The sequence below is a fragment of the Pseudonocardia sp. TRM90224 genome (assembly GCF_021245725.1).
In the GTDB taxonomy this organism is placed as follows: domain Bacteria; phylum Actinomycetota; class Actinomycetes; order Mycobacteriales; family Pseudonocardiaceae; genus Pseudonocardia.
On record NZ_JAJGSX010000009.1, the window covers coordinates 121,896 to 138,686 of the forward strand.

At 72.9% G+C, this 16,791-nt stretch carries 18 protein-coding genes; 10 read left to right on the forward strand and 8 right to left on the reverse strand.

Going from position 1 to position 16,791, the window contains the following annotated elements; translation table 11 throughout:
• Positions 1-4 precede the first annotated feature (4 nt).
• From LL648_RS16815 to shbA, 4 genes are all read left to right on the forward strand, one after another.
• Positions 5-541: a toxin-antitoxin system HicB family antitoxin gene (locus LL648_RS16815; protein ID WP_232663515.1), complete on the forward strand. Its 537-nt coding sequence runs from the start codon at positions 5-7 to the stop codon at positions 539-541.
• Positions 542-579: 38 nt separating this feature from the next.
• Positions 580-1,422, forward strand: a complete 843-nt coding sequence (locus LL648_RS16820) for a DUF4097 family beta strand repeat-containing protein (protein WP_232663516.1) — start codon at positions 580-582, stop codon at positions 1,420-1,422.
• A complete protein-coding gene (locus tag LL648_RS16825; protein ID WP_232663695.1) occupies positions 1,422-2,453 on the forward strand; it encodes an ATP-binding cassette domain-containing protein in 1,032 nt (343 codons plus the stop codon). Before LL648_RS16820 ends, LL648_RS16825 begins: the two co-directional genes overlap by 1 nt.
• Before the next feature lie 203 nt (positions 2,454-2,656).
• The gene (shbA, locus tag LL648_RS16830; RefSeq protein ID WP_232663517.1) at positions 2,657-3,229 is read left to right on the forward strand and encodes an RNA polymerase sigma factor ShbA; all 573 of its coding nucleotides are present in this window, start codon (positions 2,657-2,659) and stop codon (positions 3,227-3,229) included.
• A 110-nt stretch (positions 3,230-3,339) separates the two neighbouring features.
• On the opposite strand, the gene LL648_RS16835 is transcribed toward shbA, so the two are convergent.
• The 5 genes from LL648_RS16835 to LL648_RS16855 form a co-directional block, all read right to left on the reverse strand.
• Positions 3,340-3,657, reverse strand: coding sequence for an MmcQ/YjbR family DNA-binding protein (locus LL648_RS16835; RefSeq protein WP_232663696.1), 318 nt, complete (start codon positions 3,655-3,657; stop codon positions 3,340-3,342).
• A 38-nt stretch (positions 3,658-3,695) separates the two neighbouring features.
• Entirely contained in the window at positions 3,696-4,730 is a 1,035-nt protein-coding gene (locus LL648_RS16840) for an acetylserotonin O-methyltransferase (RefSeq protein WP_232663518.1), read from the reverse strand.
• Positions 4,727-5,104: a VOC family protein gene (locus tag LL648_RS16845; RefSeq protein ID WP_232663519.1), complete on the reverse strand. Its 378-nt coding sequence runs from the start codon at positions 5,102-5,104 to the stop codon at positions 4,727-4,729. The genes LL648_RS16840 and LL648_RS16845 overlap by 4 nt, the downstream gene beginning before the upstream one ends.
• 123 nt (positions 5,105-5,227) lie before the next feature.
• Positions 5,228-6,046, reverse strand: a complete 819-nt coding sequence (locus tag LL648_RS16850; protein WP_232663520.1) for a helix-turn-helix transcriptional regulator — start codon at positions 6,044-6,046, stop codon at positions 5,228-5,230.
• Between the two features lie 16 nt (positions 6,047-6,062).
• Positions 6,063-7,268 (reverse strand): ROK family transcriptional regulator, encoded by a 1,206-nt coding sequence (locus tag LL648_RS16855; RefSeq protein WP_232663521.1) that lies wholly within the window; start codon positions 7,266-7,268, stop codon positions 6,063-6,065.
• Positions 7,269-7,352: 84 nt separating this feature from the next.
• On the opposite strand from LL648_RS16855, the gene LL648_RS16860 reads away from it, so the two are divergent.
• From LL648_RS16860 to LL648_RS16880, 5 genes are read left to right on the forward strand one after another with little or no spacing between them, the layout of a single operon-like run.
• Entirely contained in the window at positions 7,353-8,372 is a 1,020-nt protein-coding gene (locus LL648_RS16860) for a substrate-binding domain-containing protein (protein WP_232663522.1), read from the forward strand.
• Positions 8,369-9,334: an ABC transporter permease gene (locus tag LL648_RS16865; RefSeq protein WP_232663523.1), complete on the forward strand. Its 966-nt coding sequence runs from the start codon at positions 8,369-8,371 to the stop codon at positions 9,332-9,334. The genes LL648_RS16860 and LL648_RS16865 overlap by 4 nt, the downstream gene beginning before the upstream one ends.
• Entirely contained in the window at positions 9,331-10,062 is a 732-nt protein-coding gene (locus tag LL648_RS16870; RefSeq protein ID WP_232663524.1) for an ATP-binding cassette domain-containing protein, read from the forward strand. The genes LL648_RS16865 and LL648_RS16870 overlap by 4 nt, the downstream gene beginning before the upstream one ends.
• Complete coding sequence (locus tag LL648_RS16875) at positions 10,059-10,925, forward strand: sugar phosphate isomerase/epimerase family protein (protein WP_232663525.1); 867 nt, start codon at positions 10,059-10,061, stop codon at positions 10,923-10,925. Before LL648_RS16870 ends, LL648_RS16875 begins: the two co-directional genes overlap by 4 nt.
• Entirely contained in the window at positions 10,922-11,578 is a 657-nt protein-coding gene (locus LL648_RS16880; RefSeq protein ID WP_232663526.1) for a nucleoside/nucleotide kinase family protein, read from the forward strand. Before LL648_RS16875 ends, LL648_RS16880 begins: the two co-directional genes overlap by 4 nt.
• A 170-nt stretch (positions 11,579-11,748) precedes the next feature.
• On the opposite strand, the gene LL648_RS16885 is transcribed toward LL648_RS16880, so the two are convergent.
• Positions 11,749-12,885, reverse strand: coding sequence for a DUF3500 domain-containing protein (locus tag LL648_RS16885; RefSeq protein ID WP_232663527.1), 1,137 nt, complete (start codon positions 12,883-12,885; stop codon positions 11,749-11,751).
• Positions 12,886-12,990: 105 nt separating this feature from the next.
• Here LL648_RS16885 and LL648_RS16890 point away from each other — a divergent pair, with 105 nt between their 5' ends.
• A complete protein-coding gene (locus LL648_RS16890; protein ID WP_255685650.1) occupies positions 12,991-13,917 on the forward strand; it encodes a phytanoyl-CoA dioxygenase family protein in 927 nt (308 codons plus the stop codon).
• A gap of 15 nt (positions 13,918-13,932) precedes the next feature.
• Here the strand turns inward: LL648_RS16890 and LL648_RS16895 are convergent, their stop codons facing one another.
• Positions 13,933-14,175, reverse strand: coding sequence for a hypothetical protein (locus LL648_RS16895; protein ID WP_232663529.1), 243 nt, complete (start codon positions 14,173-14,175; stop codon positions 13,933-13,935).
• Between the two features lie 27 nt (positions 14,176-14,202).
• Positions 14,203-16,491 carry a transglycosylase domain-containing protein gene (locus LL648_RS16900; protein WP_232663530.1) on the reverse strand — a complete coding sequence of 763 codons (2,289 nt, stop codon included), beginning with the start codon at positions 16,489-16,491 and terminating at the stop codon, positions 14,203-14,205.
• Positions 16,492-16,791: the final 300 nt, after the last annotated feature.

Below are 16,791 nucleotides of genomic sequence, written 5' to 3' on the forward strand. Positions count from 1 at the left end.
TGCCATGGATCTGGGGCCGTACATCGCGACACTGCGCAACGAGCTCGCCGGCGTAGCGGAAGCGGGCGGCGCCGAGAGGCGGGAGCTGGCCGAACGGCTCGTCTCCCAGCTCGAGTCGGCCACCCGGCTGACCATGCTGGACGTGCTCTCCGCTGCTGCTGAGGAGATCACGCGCGACATGGTGCCGGGCTCCGTGCAGGTGCGTCTGCAGGGTCGCAACGCCAGGTTCGTCGTCACGACGTTCCCGCAGTCGCCCCGACCGGGCGACCCCATGATGCCAGCTGCGCCATCGATGGCGCCATCGGTGCCGGCAGTCGGGCCAGTGCCTGATGGCGGCGATGGCGGAACATCCCGGATCAACCTCCGCCTCCCCGAGCACCTCAAGGCCAGGGTCGACGTCGCGGCAACCGCGGCCGGCCTCTCGGTCAACGCGTGGCTGGTCCGCGCGGTCGCCGCGACGCTCGACGGAGACGGCCACGAGCAGCGCCGCGCGGCGCGGGGAACGCGCGGCGCGAACCACCTCACCCGCTGGGCCATCTAGCCCGATCACCGCATTTCACGTCATCAGAGGGGACACCCATGTCTGTTTTCGCCACCCCAGAACCCGTTTCCGTGCGGCTGGAGCTGCCCTTCGGCGACGCCACGATCGTCGCGGGCGACCGCCCCGACACCGTTGTCGAGGTCCGCCCCCGCAACAGCTCGAGGAAGGACGACGTCCGTGCCGCCGACCAGGCCACGGTCGAGCTCACCGACCGCACGCTGCAGGTGATCGTGCCGGAGCCGCCCGGGCGCGGCTTCGGGTTCGGCTCCGGCGGCGCCGTCGAGGTCGAGATCGGCCTCCCGGCCGGCTCCGACCTGCGCGTGCGTTCCGGCTGGGGCACCCTGCGCGCCGACGGCCGACTCGGCGAGTGCCGCATCACCACCGGCGGCGACGTCCGGATCGCCGAGGCCGGCGACGTCGAGATCGAGGACTCCAGCGGCGACATCGTCGTCGAGCAGGCCCAGGCCGTCCGGATCACCACTGGCTCCGGCGAGGTGCGCCTGCGCCGCGTCGACGGGCCCGCCGTGGTCAAGAACAGCGCCGGCGACATCTGGGTCGGCGAGGTCACCGGCGACACCCGGCTCTCCACCGGCAGCGGTGGGATCGTGGTCGAGGTCGCGCACTCCGACGTCTCCGCGCGCACCAGCGCGGGCACGATCCGCGTGACCGAGGTCGCGCGCGGGACGGTCGACCTGCAGACCGCGTACGGCGACATCGACGTGGGTGTCCGCAGCGGCACGGCGGCCTGGCTCGACGTCGACTCGCCCAACGGCGGCGTGCACAACGTGCTCGACCTGACCGGGCCGCCGGAGAAGGGCGAGGAGACCGTCGAGGTTCGCGCGCGCAGCGGCTACGGCGACATCCGCATCCGGCGCGCGTGATGAACGCGGTCCGCGACGTGCCCGACGCCCTCCGGCCGCTCGCTGCGCAGGAACCGGCCATCGAGGTGGCCGACCTGCGCAAGGTGTTCGGTGCCCACGTCGTGCTCGACGGTCTGACGCTGCGCGTCGAGCCCGGGACGGTCTACGCACTGCTCGGGCCCAACGGCGCCGGCAAGTCCACGGCAGTCGAGGTGCTGACGACGCTCGCGCCGCGCGACGGCGGCACCGTGCGCGTCGCGGGCCACGACCCGGCGGTGCACCCCGAGGGCGTGCGCCGCGCCATCGGCGTCGCCGGCCAGTTCTCCACCGTCGACGGCCTGCTCACCGGCAGGGAGAACCTTCGGTTGGTCGCCGACCTGCACCACATGAGGGCCGGCGGGGCCGCGCGGGTCGGTGAGCTGCTGGAGCAGTTCGACCTGGTCGAGCAGGCCGACCGGTTGGCGCTGACCTGGTCGTCCGGTGAGCGCAGGCGGCTCGACCTCGCGATGACGCTGCTCGGCCGCCCGCGGATCGTCTTCCTCGACGAACCGACGACGGGGCTCGACCCGCACAGCCGCCGCGCCGTGTGGGGCGTCGTCCGCGAGCTCCCGGTGGGCGGGGTCACGGTCTTCCTCACGACCCAGCACCTGGCCGAGGCCGACCGGCTGGCCGACCGGATCGGCGTGCTCGACCACGGCACGCTGGTCGCGGAGGGCCCGCCGGACGAGCTGAAGCGGCTGGTCCCCGGCGGCCGCGTGCGGCTGCGGCTCCACGACCGCGGCGCGCTCGACGCGGCTGCCGCCGTCGTCGCCGCGGAGCTGATCGCCGAGCGGATCGTCGAGGCCGTCGTGCGCGACGACGATGCGCTCACGCTGCAGGTGCCGACCGACGGCAGCGTGCGGTCGCTGCGCTCGCTGCTGCACCGGCTCGATGCGGCCCGGGTCGCCGTCGCCGGCGTCACCGTGCGCGAGCCCGATCTCGACGACGTGTTCTTCGCCCTCACCGGCCACCGCACCGCAAGCAACCTCATCCTGAAGGGCGAATTCTCGTGACCACGACCGTCGCCGACCCGAAACCGCTGGCCACAGCCGTTCGGACCGGGAAAGGTATGCAGGCCGTACGGCGCCAGGCGCGTCGGGCGAACCGATCGAGCGAAGGGAACGAACTCCGGGCGGGGGACGTATCAGCGGGTGCCGACGAACGCTCCGTGTCAGGTGCGGGCGTGTCAGGTGCGGGGTGGAGAGGAGGTGAGGGGATGGAGCGGAGCAGCGACATCGCCGACGAGCTCGTGACGGCCGCCGTCGCGGGCGACCGCACGGCGATCGAGCACCTGCTGGCGGTGATCCGGCCGGTGGTCGTCCGGTACTGCCGGGCGCGGCTCGGGCGGACCGACCGTTCGTGGGTCGCCGCCGACGACGTCGCGCAAGAGGTGCTCGCCGCGGTCTTCTCCGCCCTGCCCGGCTACCGCCAGCAGGGCAAGCCGTTCCTCGCCTACGTCTACGGCATCGCGGCCCGCAAGCTCGTCGACGCGCACCGGGCCGCCGCGCGCCGGCCGGCCGTGCCCGTCGCCGACATCCCCGAGTCCGTCGACGGCGCCGACGGCCCGCCGGAGCTGGTGCTGCGCGGCGAGCTGGCCGACCGGCTCGGGCGGCTGCTCGACCTGCTCCCGGAGCCGCAGCGCGAGGTCGTGATCATGCGGGTGGCGCTCGGGTTCTCCGCGCAGGAGACGGCCGCGGCCCTCGGCTCCACCCCCGGCTCCGTCCGCGTGACGCAGCACCGCGCGCTCGCCCGCCTCCGCAAGGCCGTGGCGGCGGACCTGCCCGCCTGACGCGCGGCACCGCAGGTGGCCTGGGGAGGGCAGGAAAGCCACTTTCAGGCCCTGTGAGGGCAGGAAAGTGGCTTTCCTGCCCTTCCGGCCAGGTCGTCGCGGCGCCCCCGCTACGCGTCGAGCTGTGCAGTCAGGCGTTTCGGTGCGATCTCGCGGTAGGCGTCGGTGACGATCTCGGCGATCTCGACCCAGTCGACGTCCGGCACGTCGAGGTAGACGCCGAGCCACCCGCGGCCGCCGACGTACGGCGGGCGGAAGAACCGCGTGGGGTCGGCCGAGACCATCGCCTCCTGGGAGCCGGGCGGCGCGGCGCACCAGAACGCGAGGCGGTCGTCGTGGTGGTGGTTCGCGTACATCACGAAGACCTTCCGCACGAACCACGTCGGCTCGCCGTGGCTCACCCGCTCCTCGGCCTCCGGCATCGCCATGCACAGCTCACGCAGGCGGAGGAGCGGATCTTCGGGGCTCACGGGGCGGGCACCGCGCGCATGACGACGTACCCGGTCGGTTCGGCCTTGGTCACGTCGAGCAACCGCAGGCCGGCCGCCGCCAGCAGGTCGGTGAACTCCTCCAGCGTGCGTTCCTTGCCGCCGGTGTTGACCATCATGTTGAGGTCGCTCATGAGCAGCACCGGCATCGCGGCGAGCGCGGCGTCGTCGGCGGGCAGCAGCGGTTCGACGAGGAACAGCGTGCCGTGCTCCGGCATCGCCGCCCGGATCGTGCGCATGATGGCGAGGCTGCGCTCGTCGTCCCAGTCGTGGATGACGCTCTTCAGCACGTGCGCGTCGGCCGTCGGGACGGAGACGAAGAAGTCGCCCGTCACGACCTCGGCGCGGCCGCCCAGCACGGTCGCGGCGTCGCCGACGCCCGAAGGGGAGTCGAACAGCGTGGCCTGCAGCGCGGGGTGCTCGTCGAGGAAGCGGGCGAGCAGCGTGCCGTTGCCGCCGCCGACGTCGACGACGCTGGTGACCCCGGTGAGATCGCACGCCGCGACGACGGGGCCGGCCGCGCTGCGCGACCCCTCTGCCATGGCCTCGGTGAAGATCGGGCCCAGCACCGGGTCCTGCGCCATGTGCTCGAACGCGCCGCGGCCCGTGATCCGTTCGAACGACGGCGTGCCGGTGCGGACGCTGTACTCCAGCTCGCCCCACGCCCGCCAGACCTCGCCGCCGCAGAACAGCTGCGCGAGGTTGCCGACCGAGCCGGGCAGGCCGCTGCGCAGGAGGTCGCCGTCGGCGGTGAGCCGCCACCGGTCCTCGTCGTTGCAGGTGGCGTCGTCGCGGGTGGTGAGGCCGATCGCGCACGCCGCGCGGAGCAGCCGGTACAGCGCGTCCGGCTGGAGCGAGAGCTCCACGGCGAGCTCGTCGACGGCACGTGCCCGCGTCCCGAGCGCGTCGGGCACGCCGAGGCGGGCGAGGGTCTGGACCACCTGCGCCGGGAAGAACCCCCACACGAGGTTCAGCACGCGGTCGCGGTCGCCGACCTGCGTCGTGGCGGTCATGCCTTCGCCTCCGGCCGGTAGGTGCCGACCGACCACACGTTGCCTTCCGGGTCGGTCACGGCGTACTCGCGCGACCCGTACGGCTGGTCGACGAGCCCGGTCAGGACGGTCGCGCCGGCCGCGACCGCCCTGTCGTGATGGGCGTCGACCTCGTCGACGGCGAGGTAGATCACCGCCCTCCCGGTGTCGAACGGGCCGATCGGGTCGGCGCGCGTACCGATCATGACGATGTCGGACTCGTGGCCCAGCTCGGCGTGGGTGATCCGGCCCGCGTCGTCGCGGGAGACGTGCGTCTCGGTCAGCCCGAGCGCGGAGGTGAGGAACCGGATCGCCGCGTCGGCGTCGTCGTAGCGGATTGTCGGGTGGATCGTCATGCGGCGACGGTATGGCGTGCACCCACCCCCTGCCTTGGACGAATGGGAACCCGAACTTCCCCACCGTTTTGCCAACCTGCACGCCGTTTTGCGTGTGCAGGTTGGCAAAACGGTGGGGAACTTTCAGCTCCACTCGGCCAGGTACTCGCTCGGCGTGCAGCCCGCGAGCGCACGGAACTCGCGCACCAGGTGTGCGTGGTCGGCGTAGCCGCACGTGGCGGCGACGTCGGCGAGCGAGCCGACCCTTCCGGCCGGGCCGCTCGACAGGGTCGGGACGAGCAGCTCGGCGGCCCGCTGGAACCGCAGCACGCGCGCGCTCGCCTTGGGCCCGAGCCCCACCTGCGCGCGGAAGCGGTTGAGCAGGTGGCGTCGGCTCCAACCGGTGGCCTCGGCGAGGTCCTGCACACCCACGCCGCCGTGCGAGCGCACGAGCCGCTGCCACGCCCAGCTGACCTCCGGGTCGGGTCGTGCGTGTCCGGCGTCGAGCAGGGCGAGCAGCGCCGTGTCGACCCGCTCGAAGCGCCGCGGCCAGCCGGCATCGTGCGCCAGCCGTTCCGGCAGCCCGGCCAGCGTCGGGACGTCGAGCTCGTCGAGCCGCGGCGTCGTGTTGGCCAGCTCGTGCATCGGCCGGCCCAGCAGCGTGTAGACCCCGAGCGGCGTGAGGTCGACCTGCACGCCGTGCTGCATGCCGGTGAACGCGGTGATCACCGAGGCGTCGTGCATCCCGGCCAGGAACGACGTCGGGACGGTCGGGCCGGCCGGTCCGTCGAGCCGCAGCGGCGGGCCCATGCCGAGGATCAGCGTGCAGCTGCCCGTCGGGGCCTGCCTGCGGCGCACGACCGACCTGCTGAACTCGCGGTACCCGCCGTAGCGCAGCACGTATCCCGCCAGCCCCGGATGCGGCGTGGCCTGCACGTACTCGGTGGCGTCCGGCTGCGCCATGCGTCCAGTATGAGGCTCAGCCGGCGAGCAGCGCGCCCACCCGGGACGGTGCGAACACCACGTCCGCCAGCAGCAGCGCGCTGCCGACCAGCCCCGCCCTGGTGCCCAGCGCGCTAGGCACGATCTGCAGCCGCGCCGTCGCCAGCGGCAGTGAGCGGCGGTAGACGAGCTCGCGGATCCCGGCCACCAGCTGGTCGCCCGCGCTCGCGGCGACCTGCCCGCCCAGCACGACGACCCGGGGGTTGAGCAGGCTCACCGCCTCCGCGACTGCCCCGCCGAGCAGCCGGCCGGCCCGCCGCAGGAAGCGCGCCGCCTCCGGGTCGCCGGTCGCGGCCAGCGCCAGCGCTGCGTCGACGCCCTGCACGTCACGTCCGGCCGCGCGCAGGTCGCGCACCAGCGCCCACCCGCTCGCATACGCCTCGAGGCAGCCGACGTTCCCGCACCGGCACAGCGGCGGATCGCTCCCGTCACCTGTGTCGAGCTGTACGTGCCCTATGTCGCCGGCCGCGCCGTCGGCACCCCGGTACACCCGCCCACCTGCGATGATGCCCGACCCGACGCCGGTGCCGATCTTGAGCATGAGCAGCGCGTCGACGTCGGGGTGGGCGGCGCGGTGCTCGGCGAACGCCATCGCGTTGACGTCCTTGTCGACCATCACCGGGCACGGGTAGCGCTCGGCGAACCAGCCGCGGATGTCGAACCGGTCCCAGCCGGTCATGATCGGCGGGCTCACCACGGTGCCGGCGGCGAAGTCGACCGGCCCCGGCACGTCCAGGCCGATCCCGTGCACCGCGGCGGCCGGCCGCCCGGACGCGTCGAGCAGCTCGCGGAAAAGGCCGTCGACGACGTCGAGCACGGCTCGCGGTCCGCTCGCCACGTCGATCACGGCGGAGCGCTCCAGCCCGACGGTGCCCAGCAGGTCGCACAGCGCGACCCGCAGGCTGCTGGCCCCGACGTCGGCGACGAGCAGCACGCCGCGGTCGCGGTGGAAGGCGAACTGGCCGGCCGGTCGGCCGCGGCTGGGTACGTCGTCGCGCTGCTCACCGGCCGGCACGACGAGGCCGTGCGCGAGCAGCGCGTCGAGCCGCTGGGTGACGGTGGAGCGGGACAGGCCCGTGCGTTCCATCACCTCGGCCCGGGTCTGCGGCCCGAGCGACCGGAAGACGGCAAGGACGTCCCCTGCGGAGGCGGGGCCGTTGCCGGCGTTCGGGTCGTCCTGCACCAGCCCACCCTAATGGCCTGTCGCCACGCAGAAAAGCGCTGAGTTCTGCTTGACATCAGACATAAATGGGCGTCTGATCCGGGCATGCGGATCGTGAGACGAAAGGCGCTGGTCGGTGCGGTGCTGGCGGCGGGACTCGCTGCGGTGCTCACGGCCTGTGGCGGCGGAAGCGGGACCACCGGCGCTCCGGCGCAGGCTTCGGTCGCGGCGGTGATCAAGGGCCTGGACAACCCGTTCTTCCAGGCCATGCAGAAGGGCATCGACGAGCAGGGCGCGGCGACCGGCACCCGCACCACGGTGCAGGCCGCGACGTCGATCACCGACACCACCGGGCAGGCCGACAAGCTCGTCGGGCTGGCCGGGCAGGACTTCGGCTGCTACATCGTCAACCCGATCTCGGGGACGAACCTCGTGCAGGGCCTCGCGCAGCTCGCGGCGGCCGGCAAGACGATCGTCAACATCGACAGCCCGGTGCAGGCCGACGCCGCGACCGCGGCGGGCGCGAAGATCGCGACGTACATCGGCACCGACAACGTCGCCGCGGGCAAGCTCGCGGCCACCGAGATGTCGCGCCTGCTGACCGGCGGCGGATCGGTCGCGGTGGTCGGCGGCATCGCCGGCGACGTCACCAGCGGCGCGCGGGTGGAGGGGTTCCGCGCGGGGCTGACCGGCGGCGTGACGGTGGTGCAGGAGGTCGCCGCCAACTGGGAACGCCAGGAGGCGCTCACCCAGGCCACGACGATCATGGCGGCACAGCCCGACCTCAAGGGCTTCTTCGCGGCCAACGACGACATGGGGCTCGGCATCGCGCAGGCCGTCGCCAACGCCGGGCGCACCGGGCAGATCCAGGTGATCAGCGTCGACGGCAACCCCGACGCGCTCACCGCGGTGTCGAACGGCGAGCTCGCCGCGACCGTCGCGCAGTACCCGTACGTCATCGGGCAGCTCGGCGTCGACGCCTGCCGGGCAGCGGCCGCGGGGACGGCGTTGCCTTCGAAGGTCGACGCACCCGTGCAGCTGGTGACCAAGGACAACGCGCAGCAGGCGATCCAGTCGGCGCCGCGCCCGCCCGCGCCGTACGAGAACCCGTTCGCCACGCGATGACAGCTCACGCAACCGCCGCACCACCGGCGCCGGCGTTCTGGCGCGACCCCGGCCAGTGGGCCGACCGCGCCGCCGCCGTCGGGCTGGTGGTGCTGGTGGTGATCTTCCAGATCGCCAACCCGACGTTCCTCTCGGCCGGCAACATCCGCTCGATGCTCGTCGCCTCCGCCATACTCGTCGTGCTCTCGATCGGGCAGGCGTTCGTCGTCGCGACCGGCGGCATCGACCTCTCCGTCGCCTCGACGATGACGTTCGCGGCGGTGCTCTTCGGCTTCGGGTTCTCCCGCGGGTGGGGCGTGCTCGCGTGCTGCCTGCTCGCGCTCGTCGGCGGCGGGCTGGTGGGGCTGGCCTGCGGGGTGCTCGTCGGGCGCGGGCGGATCACCGACTTCGTGGTGACGCTGGGCGCGCTGTCCGCGGCGTCGGGCGCAGCGCTGGTGATCGCCGACGGCAAGCCCGTCACCGTGATCGATGCCGGCCTGCTGGCGCTCTCCGCGGGCGGGATCGGGCCGATCGGGTGGTCGGTCGTGATCGCGGCGGTGCTGGCCGTCGGCGCGCACGTGCTGCTCTTCCGCACGCGGCTCGGCACGCACGTGCTCGCCGTCGGCGGCAACCCGGAGGCGGCCACCGCCACCGGCATCAGCGTCGCGCGGATCAAGACGGTGGTCTACACGCTCAGCGGCGTGCTCGCGGGCATCGCAGCGATCCTGCTGGTCTCCAGGGTCGGTGCGGCCGAGCCGGCATCGAACACGTCGTTCCTGCTCAACTCGGTGGCCGCGGTCGTGCTGGGCGGGGTCAGCCTCGCCGGCGGCCGCGGCACGATCACCGGGCCGGTGCTCGGCGCGCTGCTGCTCACCGCGCTCGCGAACGGGCTCACGCTGCTCGGGGTCTCGCCGTTCTACCAGCCGCTCGCCGTCGGCATCGTCGTCGTCGCTGCGGCCTTCCTGACGAGGTGGCGGCGATGAGTTTGATGAAGGTGGAGGGCGTCTCGCTGGCGTTCGGCAGCGTCCAGGCGCTGCGCGACGTCACCCTCGACATCGCGGCAGGGGAGATCACCGCGCTGGTCGGCGACAACGGCGCCGGCAAGTCGACGCTCGTGCGCTGCATGGCGGGCGTGCACCGGCCCGACAGCGGACGCATCCTGTTCGACGGCTCGCCGGTCGAATTCCGCTCGGCGGAGGGCGCCCGCGCGGCAGGCATCGAGACGGTGCACCAGAACCTCGCGCTGGTCGAGGACCTGACCGTATGGCAGAACCTGTTCCTCAACCGGGAGCTCGTGCGCGGACCGTTCCTCGACCGCAAGGCCATGCGCGCGCGGGCCGGGGAGATGGTCGCCGAGCTGGCCGTCAACGTCCCGGCCGTGACGGCGAGGGTGCGGCGGCTGTCCGGCGGCCAGCGGCAGGCCGTCGCGATCTGCCGCGCTGCCGGGTTCGACTCCCGGCTGGTGATCATGGACGAGCCGACGGCCGCGCTCGGCGTGCAGGAGACCGCGCGGGTCGAGACGCTCATCCGCACGCTGCGCGACGACGGCCGGGCCGTCCTGCTGATCAGCCACGACTTCGCGCAGGTGCTACGCCTGTCGGACCAGGTCTGGGTGATGCGCGGGGGACGATGTGTCGGCGGCATGCGCACGAAGGACACGACGGGCGATGAGATCGTGTCGCTCGTGACCGGAACGAAGGGGAGCACGTGAGCAATCGGATCGGCGTCCACGCACTGGTCTGGGTGGGCGGAACGGACCCCGCCGCGGTGCGGGAAGCGGTCGCGCGCAGCGCGGCGGCCGGCTACGACCTGCTGGAGCTCTCGCTGCACGACGCCGTCAACCTCGACACCGCCGCCGCGCGTGCCGAGCTGGAAGCGGCCGGGCTCGGCGTGGCGTGCTCGCGCGGGCTCGCGTTCGACGCCGACATCTCCAGCGCCGACCCCGCCGTCGTCGAGCGCGGCGCGCAGCTGCTGGCCGACTCGCTCGTGACGACCCGCGAGCTGGGCGGCACGCACCTCACCGGCGCGCTCTACAGCGCGCTCGGGAAGTACGGGGCGCCGCTGACCAGCGCGGGGCGGGCGAACGTCGTGCGGGTGCTGCGCGAGGTCGCCGCCGAGGCCGCGGGCCACGGCATGACGCTCGGGCTGGAGATCTGCAACCGGTACGAGACCAACGTGATCAACACGGCGCACGACGCGCTCGTGCTGGCCGACGACATCGGCGCCGACAACGTCACGATCCACCTCGACACCTACCACATGAACATCGAGGAGGACGACCTCGTGCGGCCGGTGTACGAGGTCGGCGCGCGGCTCGGGTACGTCCACATCGGCGAGAACCACCGCGGCTACCTCGGCTCGGGGCATCTCGACTTCGGCGCGTTCTTCCACGCGCTCGCCGACATCGGGTACGGCGGGCCGATCACGTTCGAGTCGTTCTCCTCGGCCGTCGTCTCGCCAGGGCTCTCGAGCGACCTTGCCGTGTGGCGCAACCTGTGGTCGGACGGCGCGCACCTCGCCGAGCACGCCCGTGCGTTCATCGCGGGGCAGCTGGCGGCGAGCGCGCCCCGGTGACGGGCGCCCCGGTAACAGGGCTCGCAACGCTCGTCGAGCGGGCCGCCGCGCTCGCCGCCGGGCCTGGGCGGGCGGTGCTCGGGATCACCGGGAGCCCCGGCGCCGGCAAGTCGACGCTCGCCGCGGCGCTGCTGGCCCGGCTGCCGTGCGAGCTGGTGGCGCACGTGCCGATGGACGGCTTCCACCTCGCCGACGTCGCGCTGCGCGCGATCGGGCGGCTCGACGCGAAAGGAGCGCCCGACACGTTCGACGTCGGCGGGTACGTCGCGCTGCTGCGCCGCGTCCGAGCCGACGCCGAGGACGTGATCTACGCGCCGGCGTTCGAACGCGACCTGGAGCAGCCGATCGCCGGCTCGATCGCCGTGCCGCGCTCGGCCCGGCTGGTGATCACCGAAGGCAACTACCTGCTGCTGGGGACCGGCCCGTGGGCGCAGGTGCGCCCGGAGCTGTCGGAGGTGTGGTTCTGCGCGCCGCGGCCGGATGTGCGGCTCGCGCAGCTCAGCGCGCGGCACGTCGCGTTCGGGAAGTCGCCCGACTTCGCCCGCGAGTGGGTGGCGGCCGTCGACGAGCCCAACGCCGAGCTGGTGGAGCCGACCCGCGCCCGCGCCGACCTCGTCGTCCCCGCGTCGGTGCTGGAAGGGCTCCCGACGTAGAAGTTGCCCACCGTTTTGCCAACCTGCACACCCTTCGGCGTCTGCAAGTAGGCAAAACGGTGGGGAACTTCCCCATCGTTTTGGGCACATGCGCGCTGTTGGGGCGCGCATCCACCCAAAACGGTGGGGAAGTTCGCGGCCTCGGCTCAGGTGGGTGTTCGGGTATGCGGTCAGTGGTGGGCGGTGCGGTGGGCCGTGAGGACGTCCAGGCCGAAGTCGGCGACCGGGTCGCGCCACACGGCGTGCGCGTGGTTCGCGTCGTTCTGCGTGTTGTCGTACTCGACGAGCAGCCGCGGCGCCTGCAGCCGGTAGTAGTGCGGCTCGCCCGGGACGGTCGAGCCGGCCCACGCGAAGTGCACGCCGTCGAGCTCGTCCGCCTCCGTGTAGCGGTGCAGCGGCGACGCACCTGCCGGCACCCGCCCGAGGTACGTCGACAACAACGCCTGCAGCAGCTCGCGCTGCCCGGCATCGAGGTCGGCGGCCGGCACGCCCTTCGGCGTCGCCGTCAGCGCGATCACCTCGTGGTCGTCGCGGGTGTAGCGGCTGGCCGCCGCGAGCGCGTCGCTGGAGGCCTGCAGCCGGTCGCGCTCGCCCGGGTCGGCGAACGTGCCGCGCCAGATGCCGGTCAGCGGGATCAGCTCGTCGCCGTCGCCGATCCGGCTGCGGTTGCCCCCGACGATGTCCGACGGCGCACGCGGCAGCAGCACCGCCCGCGCCGCGAGCGCGTCGTCGAGCGAGCGCACCAGCTCGCGCGCGATGTCCTCGGTGGCGCCGAGCAGGCGCAGCTGCCCGCCGAGCAGCGGTGCCGTCGCGGGGTTGGTGCCGATGAAGCAGGGGGTCGTCGCGGCCAGCTCGCCGTCGACGACGAGGTTGTTCAGCGAGACGTGGTGCCCGCCGAACCGCCACCCCCAAGGCGCGGCCCCACCCGGCTCACCGAAGACCCGCAGGTAGTAGAGGCCGGGGTCGCGGCCGCGCTCGCGGCCCATCCGCGAGCCGAAGCCCTCGACCCGGTCGAGCACGTTCTCCAGCCCGATCACCGACGCCACCGTCGTGAAGCCCGCCTCCGACAGCCCGCTCGCGACGAGCTTCATCGCGAGCTGCTGCTGCGCCGGCCGCTGCTGGTGCGATGTCAGCCCGCCGTGGTCGGTGGGGGTGTAGAACCAGCGCCGCCGCTCCTCGTCCGTCGCGTCGTCGGAGGGCCCGGCGCCGACCGCGATCGTCCGCTGGTCCGCCGAGAGCGAGTCGATCCAGTTCCGCGCGGCGTCCGCCATCTCCGCCGCCACCTGCCGAGCACCGTCACGTCCCATGCCCCGACCTTAGGCTGCGATCGACGCGAGGCCGGGCATCCGTCCCGCGCACCCGAGTCCGCAAATTCGCTGGCCTCGCCGTGACGGCGTCGAGACCATCGAAAGATGCGGCTCGAGGACGCGGCACAGGCATGGCGTGATGATGGATTCGCAGTCTTGCCCGGCTACCTGTCCGCGGAGGATCTTGCACCGGCTGTGGATGAGCTGGAGCTGTGCTTCCCCTCCGCCGACGGGTTCCACAGCGGGTCGGACCCGCGGCGGGACCGGTTCGTGAGCGATGAGTTCGACGGCATCGACACCTTCCCGTTCGCCAGCCTCCAGCTGAGCCTGCTCGCGGTGCACCCGAAGATCCTCGATCTCGCTGCGTCGCTCCTGGGCGAGGACCAGCGCCTCTACTCGGCGGAGGCGTGGGCGAAGTACACCGGCGCCACCGAGTACGACCAGTGGTTGCACCGCGACTACCTCATCCACACGATGCTCGTCCCGAGCGACGCGACGGCGTTCCGGCAGCTGGAGCTGTTCGTCTACCTCGTCGACGTCCCTGACGACCTCGGCCCGCCACATCTCGTGTCGACACGGCACACCGCAGATCTGCCGGTCCTGCCGAACTGGTATCCCCGGTCGGACGTCGAGGCGACCGGCGACCGATTCGTGGCCAGCACCGGTCGGCCGGACCTCTACGAGGCCGAGGTATCAGCGGCCGGACCTGCCGGCACCGTGGTCGCCTTCACCCCTGACACGGTGCACCGCGGCACGGCGCTGACCCGGCCGGGCGGAGCTCGCTACTCCATGCATCTGAGTTACCGGACCGCTGTCGCCGAGTGGGCGCAGCGGAAGGGCTGGCCCGACCGCAGCCACGACGCGGCCTGGTACCGCTTCGTGGACGAGGCGACCCCGCGCCAGCTCGCCGTGCTCGGATTCCCGCCACCCGGCCATCCGTTCTGGACACCCGCCACCTTGTCCGCGGTCGCGCTCCGATATCCCGGTCTCGATCTCGGGCCGTGGCGGGAACCCCTCGAACCACATCGGTGAGCTGCGATCGGCTCGTCAGGCCTCCGGCCACCGCTCGTGCCCCAGCACCCCCGGGGCGCGGCCGAGGCGGATGTCGCAGCGGATGCGGCCGGGTTCGATGCCGGTGAGCTCGGCGATGAGCGAGCGGGCGGCGTCGTCGGCCTCCGGCATCGCCAGCACGCTGGTCGCGGCCTCGATCTCCGGTACGTAGAGCACGAGCCGGCGTTCCGCGAGCCACGCGAGGACCTCGAAGGTCCGCGCCTGGTCGGTGGCCGCCACGACGTCAACGGTAGCGGCGCGGGCAGCTCAACCGCAGGGGTTCGCGACCGTGCATTCCTGGCCTTCCGACGAGGATCGCTCCGGCTGCCGGGTCTCCTCGTCGCTGTCGCCGGCCTCACCGGTGGGTGTGGGCTCGGAGGACCTGGTCGTGGGCGTCGCCGAGCCGGACCGCTGCGGGGACGGACGATCGGTGGGTGGGACGCCCGACGGCGCCGGTTCGCCGCTCGGGTCCGGCGTCGGTCCCGCGGACGGCCCAGCGGACGGCCCCGCGCTCCCGGGCTCCGGCTCGTCCCGCACCGGCGCCTCGCCGATCGGCCGGAACGGCGCGAACTGCTCGACCGGCTGGGCGTCGTGCACCTCGACCATGAACTCCTTCCACGCCTCACCCGGGAGGCTCTTGCCCGTGATGGGCCGGCCGCTCGCCGTGCGGATCGGGGTGTTCATGTCGGTGCCCATCCACACCGACGTCGAGACGAGCGGCGTGTAGCCGGCCATCCAGGCGTCGTTGTTCTCGCCCTCGAACCGCGACTCGACCGTCCCGGTCTTCGCCGCGACGGGCCGCCCACCCGGTAGCGCGAGCCCGTCGCGCGCGGCGACGTCGAGCATCGTCTCGGTGACGTTGCGGGCGACGCGTTCCTCGAACCGGCGCTCGCCGTGCGTGTTCGCCTCGTACAGGACCACCCCGTCGGCGGTGACGATCGAGGAGACGATGTGCGGCTCGCGCCACACCCCGCCGGCGGCGAGCGTGGCGTAGGCCGACGCCATCTCGAACGTCGTGACCTCCTTGTTGCCCAGCGCGATGCCCTCGGTGGGGTCGTCGAGCGGCGACTTGATCCCGGCGAGGCGCGCGGCCTCGGCCACCGATTCCGGTCCGACCTGCTTGGCGAGGGTGTTGAACACGACGTTGTTGGAGATCGTCATGGCCTGCTTGAGGTCGCAGCGGCCGCAGTCGGCGCCGTCGGCGTTGCGCAGCCCCGGCATCTCGGTGCCGTTGAACGTCTTGCCGAGCCCGACCGGCGGGTCCCGCTGCAGCCCGGCAAGCACGACGAACGGTTTGAACGTCGAGCCGGCCAGCCGGGGAGCCCGCGCGTAGTCGAGGCCGTGGCCGTTGTCGCCGCCGTAATAGGCGAGCACGCCGCCGGTCGCGGGATCGATCGCGACGAGCGAGCTGCGCAGGTTGACCGGCTGGCCGGTGAGCGCGTCGTGCGCGGCGTCGACGGCCTGCCGCTGGCGCAGCGGGTCGATCGTCGTAGTGATCTGCAGACCGCCCTGCGCGAGCACCTGCTCGGGGAGGCCGAGGTCCTCCAGCTCGCGGGTGACCGCCGTGACGATGTGCCCGTTGCTGTCGGCCGGGACGCCACCCGCCGTCGGCTTCCGCGGGACCGTCGGCGGGAACCGCACGTCCTTGCGCTCCTGCGGCGCGAGCCAGCCCTGGGCGACCATCCCGTCGAGCACGAACGTCCAGCGCTGCACCGCCCGCTCCGGGCTCACCGCGGGATCCCACCGGGACGGCGACTGGATCACCCCGGCCAGCAGCGCAGCCTCGCTCGGGGTGAGCCGCTCGACGTTCTTGCCGAAGTAGGCCTGGCTCGCGGCCTGGATGCCGTACGCGCCCCGGCCGAAGTAGATCGTGTTGAGGTAGTCGCCGAGGATCTCGTCCTTGGTGCGCTCCTGCGAGACCTTGACGGCGAGCACGACCTCCTTGAACTTGCGCCAGAGCGTCTGCTCGTCACCGACCAACGCCTTCTTGACGTACTGCTGGGTGATCGTGGAGCCGCCGCCTTGCCCGCCGCGCAGCTGGTTCCACACCGCTCGCGCGATGCCGGTGAGGTCGAATCCGGGGTTGGAGTAGAAGGTGCGGTCCTCCGCGGCGAGCACGGCGTCGCGCACGACCTGCGGGACGGCCTCGATCGCCACCTTCGTCCGGTTGCCCGATTCCGGGACGAGCCGCGTCAACGGTGAGCCGTCGGTGAACGCGACGGTCGCGACCTGGTTGTTCACGGCGTCGTCCGGGCTGGGCACCGAGAGGAAGAGGTAACCCAGGGTGAACGCCAGGACGGGCGTGAGCACCGCTGACCCGGTGGACCAGAGGACGGTGCGGACGAGGATGCGGCGGCGCCGCGCGCGTTGGTGGGCCGGCGAGAGCGCGGGCCGGGAGCGGGGCGCCCGGGCCCACCGCCGCCGGTTCGGGGCGATCACCGGGATCGGTTCGGTCGGCTCCAGCGCCCGGTGCCGGGCCGGCTCGTCCGAACGCCGCTTCGGGGTGTGCCACCAGCCGACACCCGTCGGGTGCGGGCCGCGACGGGAGCGTTGCACGGGCAGGTGCGGACGCTGGTCCCCGCTGCGGGGACGGGGTGCGCGTGTCGTGTCTGCGCCGTTCAAACCCGACTCACCTCCCTCACCGTTCACGTGCTGTCGACCCAACGTGTCAACCGCGGGTGGCGGTATGGCAGAGCGCACGACATCACCCGATGGGCGGGCGCGAGGCGTCCTCGGATCGGTGTGAGGTCCGAAACCATGCACGCTCCGTAGTTGCTCTCCGCCGGACGGCCTATCGGCCGGCGAGACCCAGCGATACCGCACGCGGCATCGACCAAGTGGCGGAGCATACTGCGC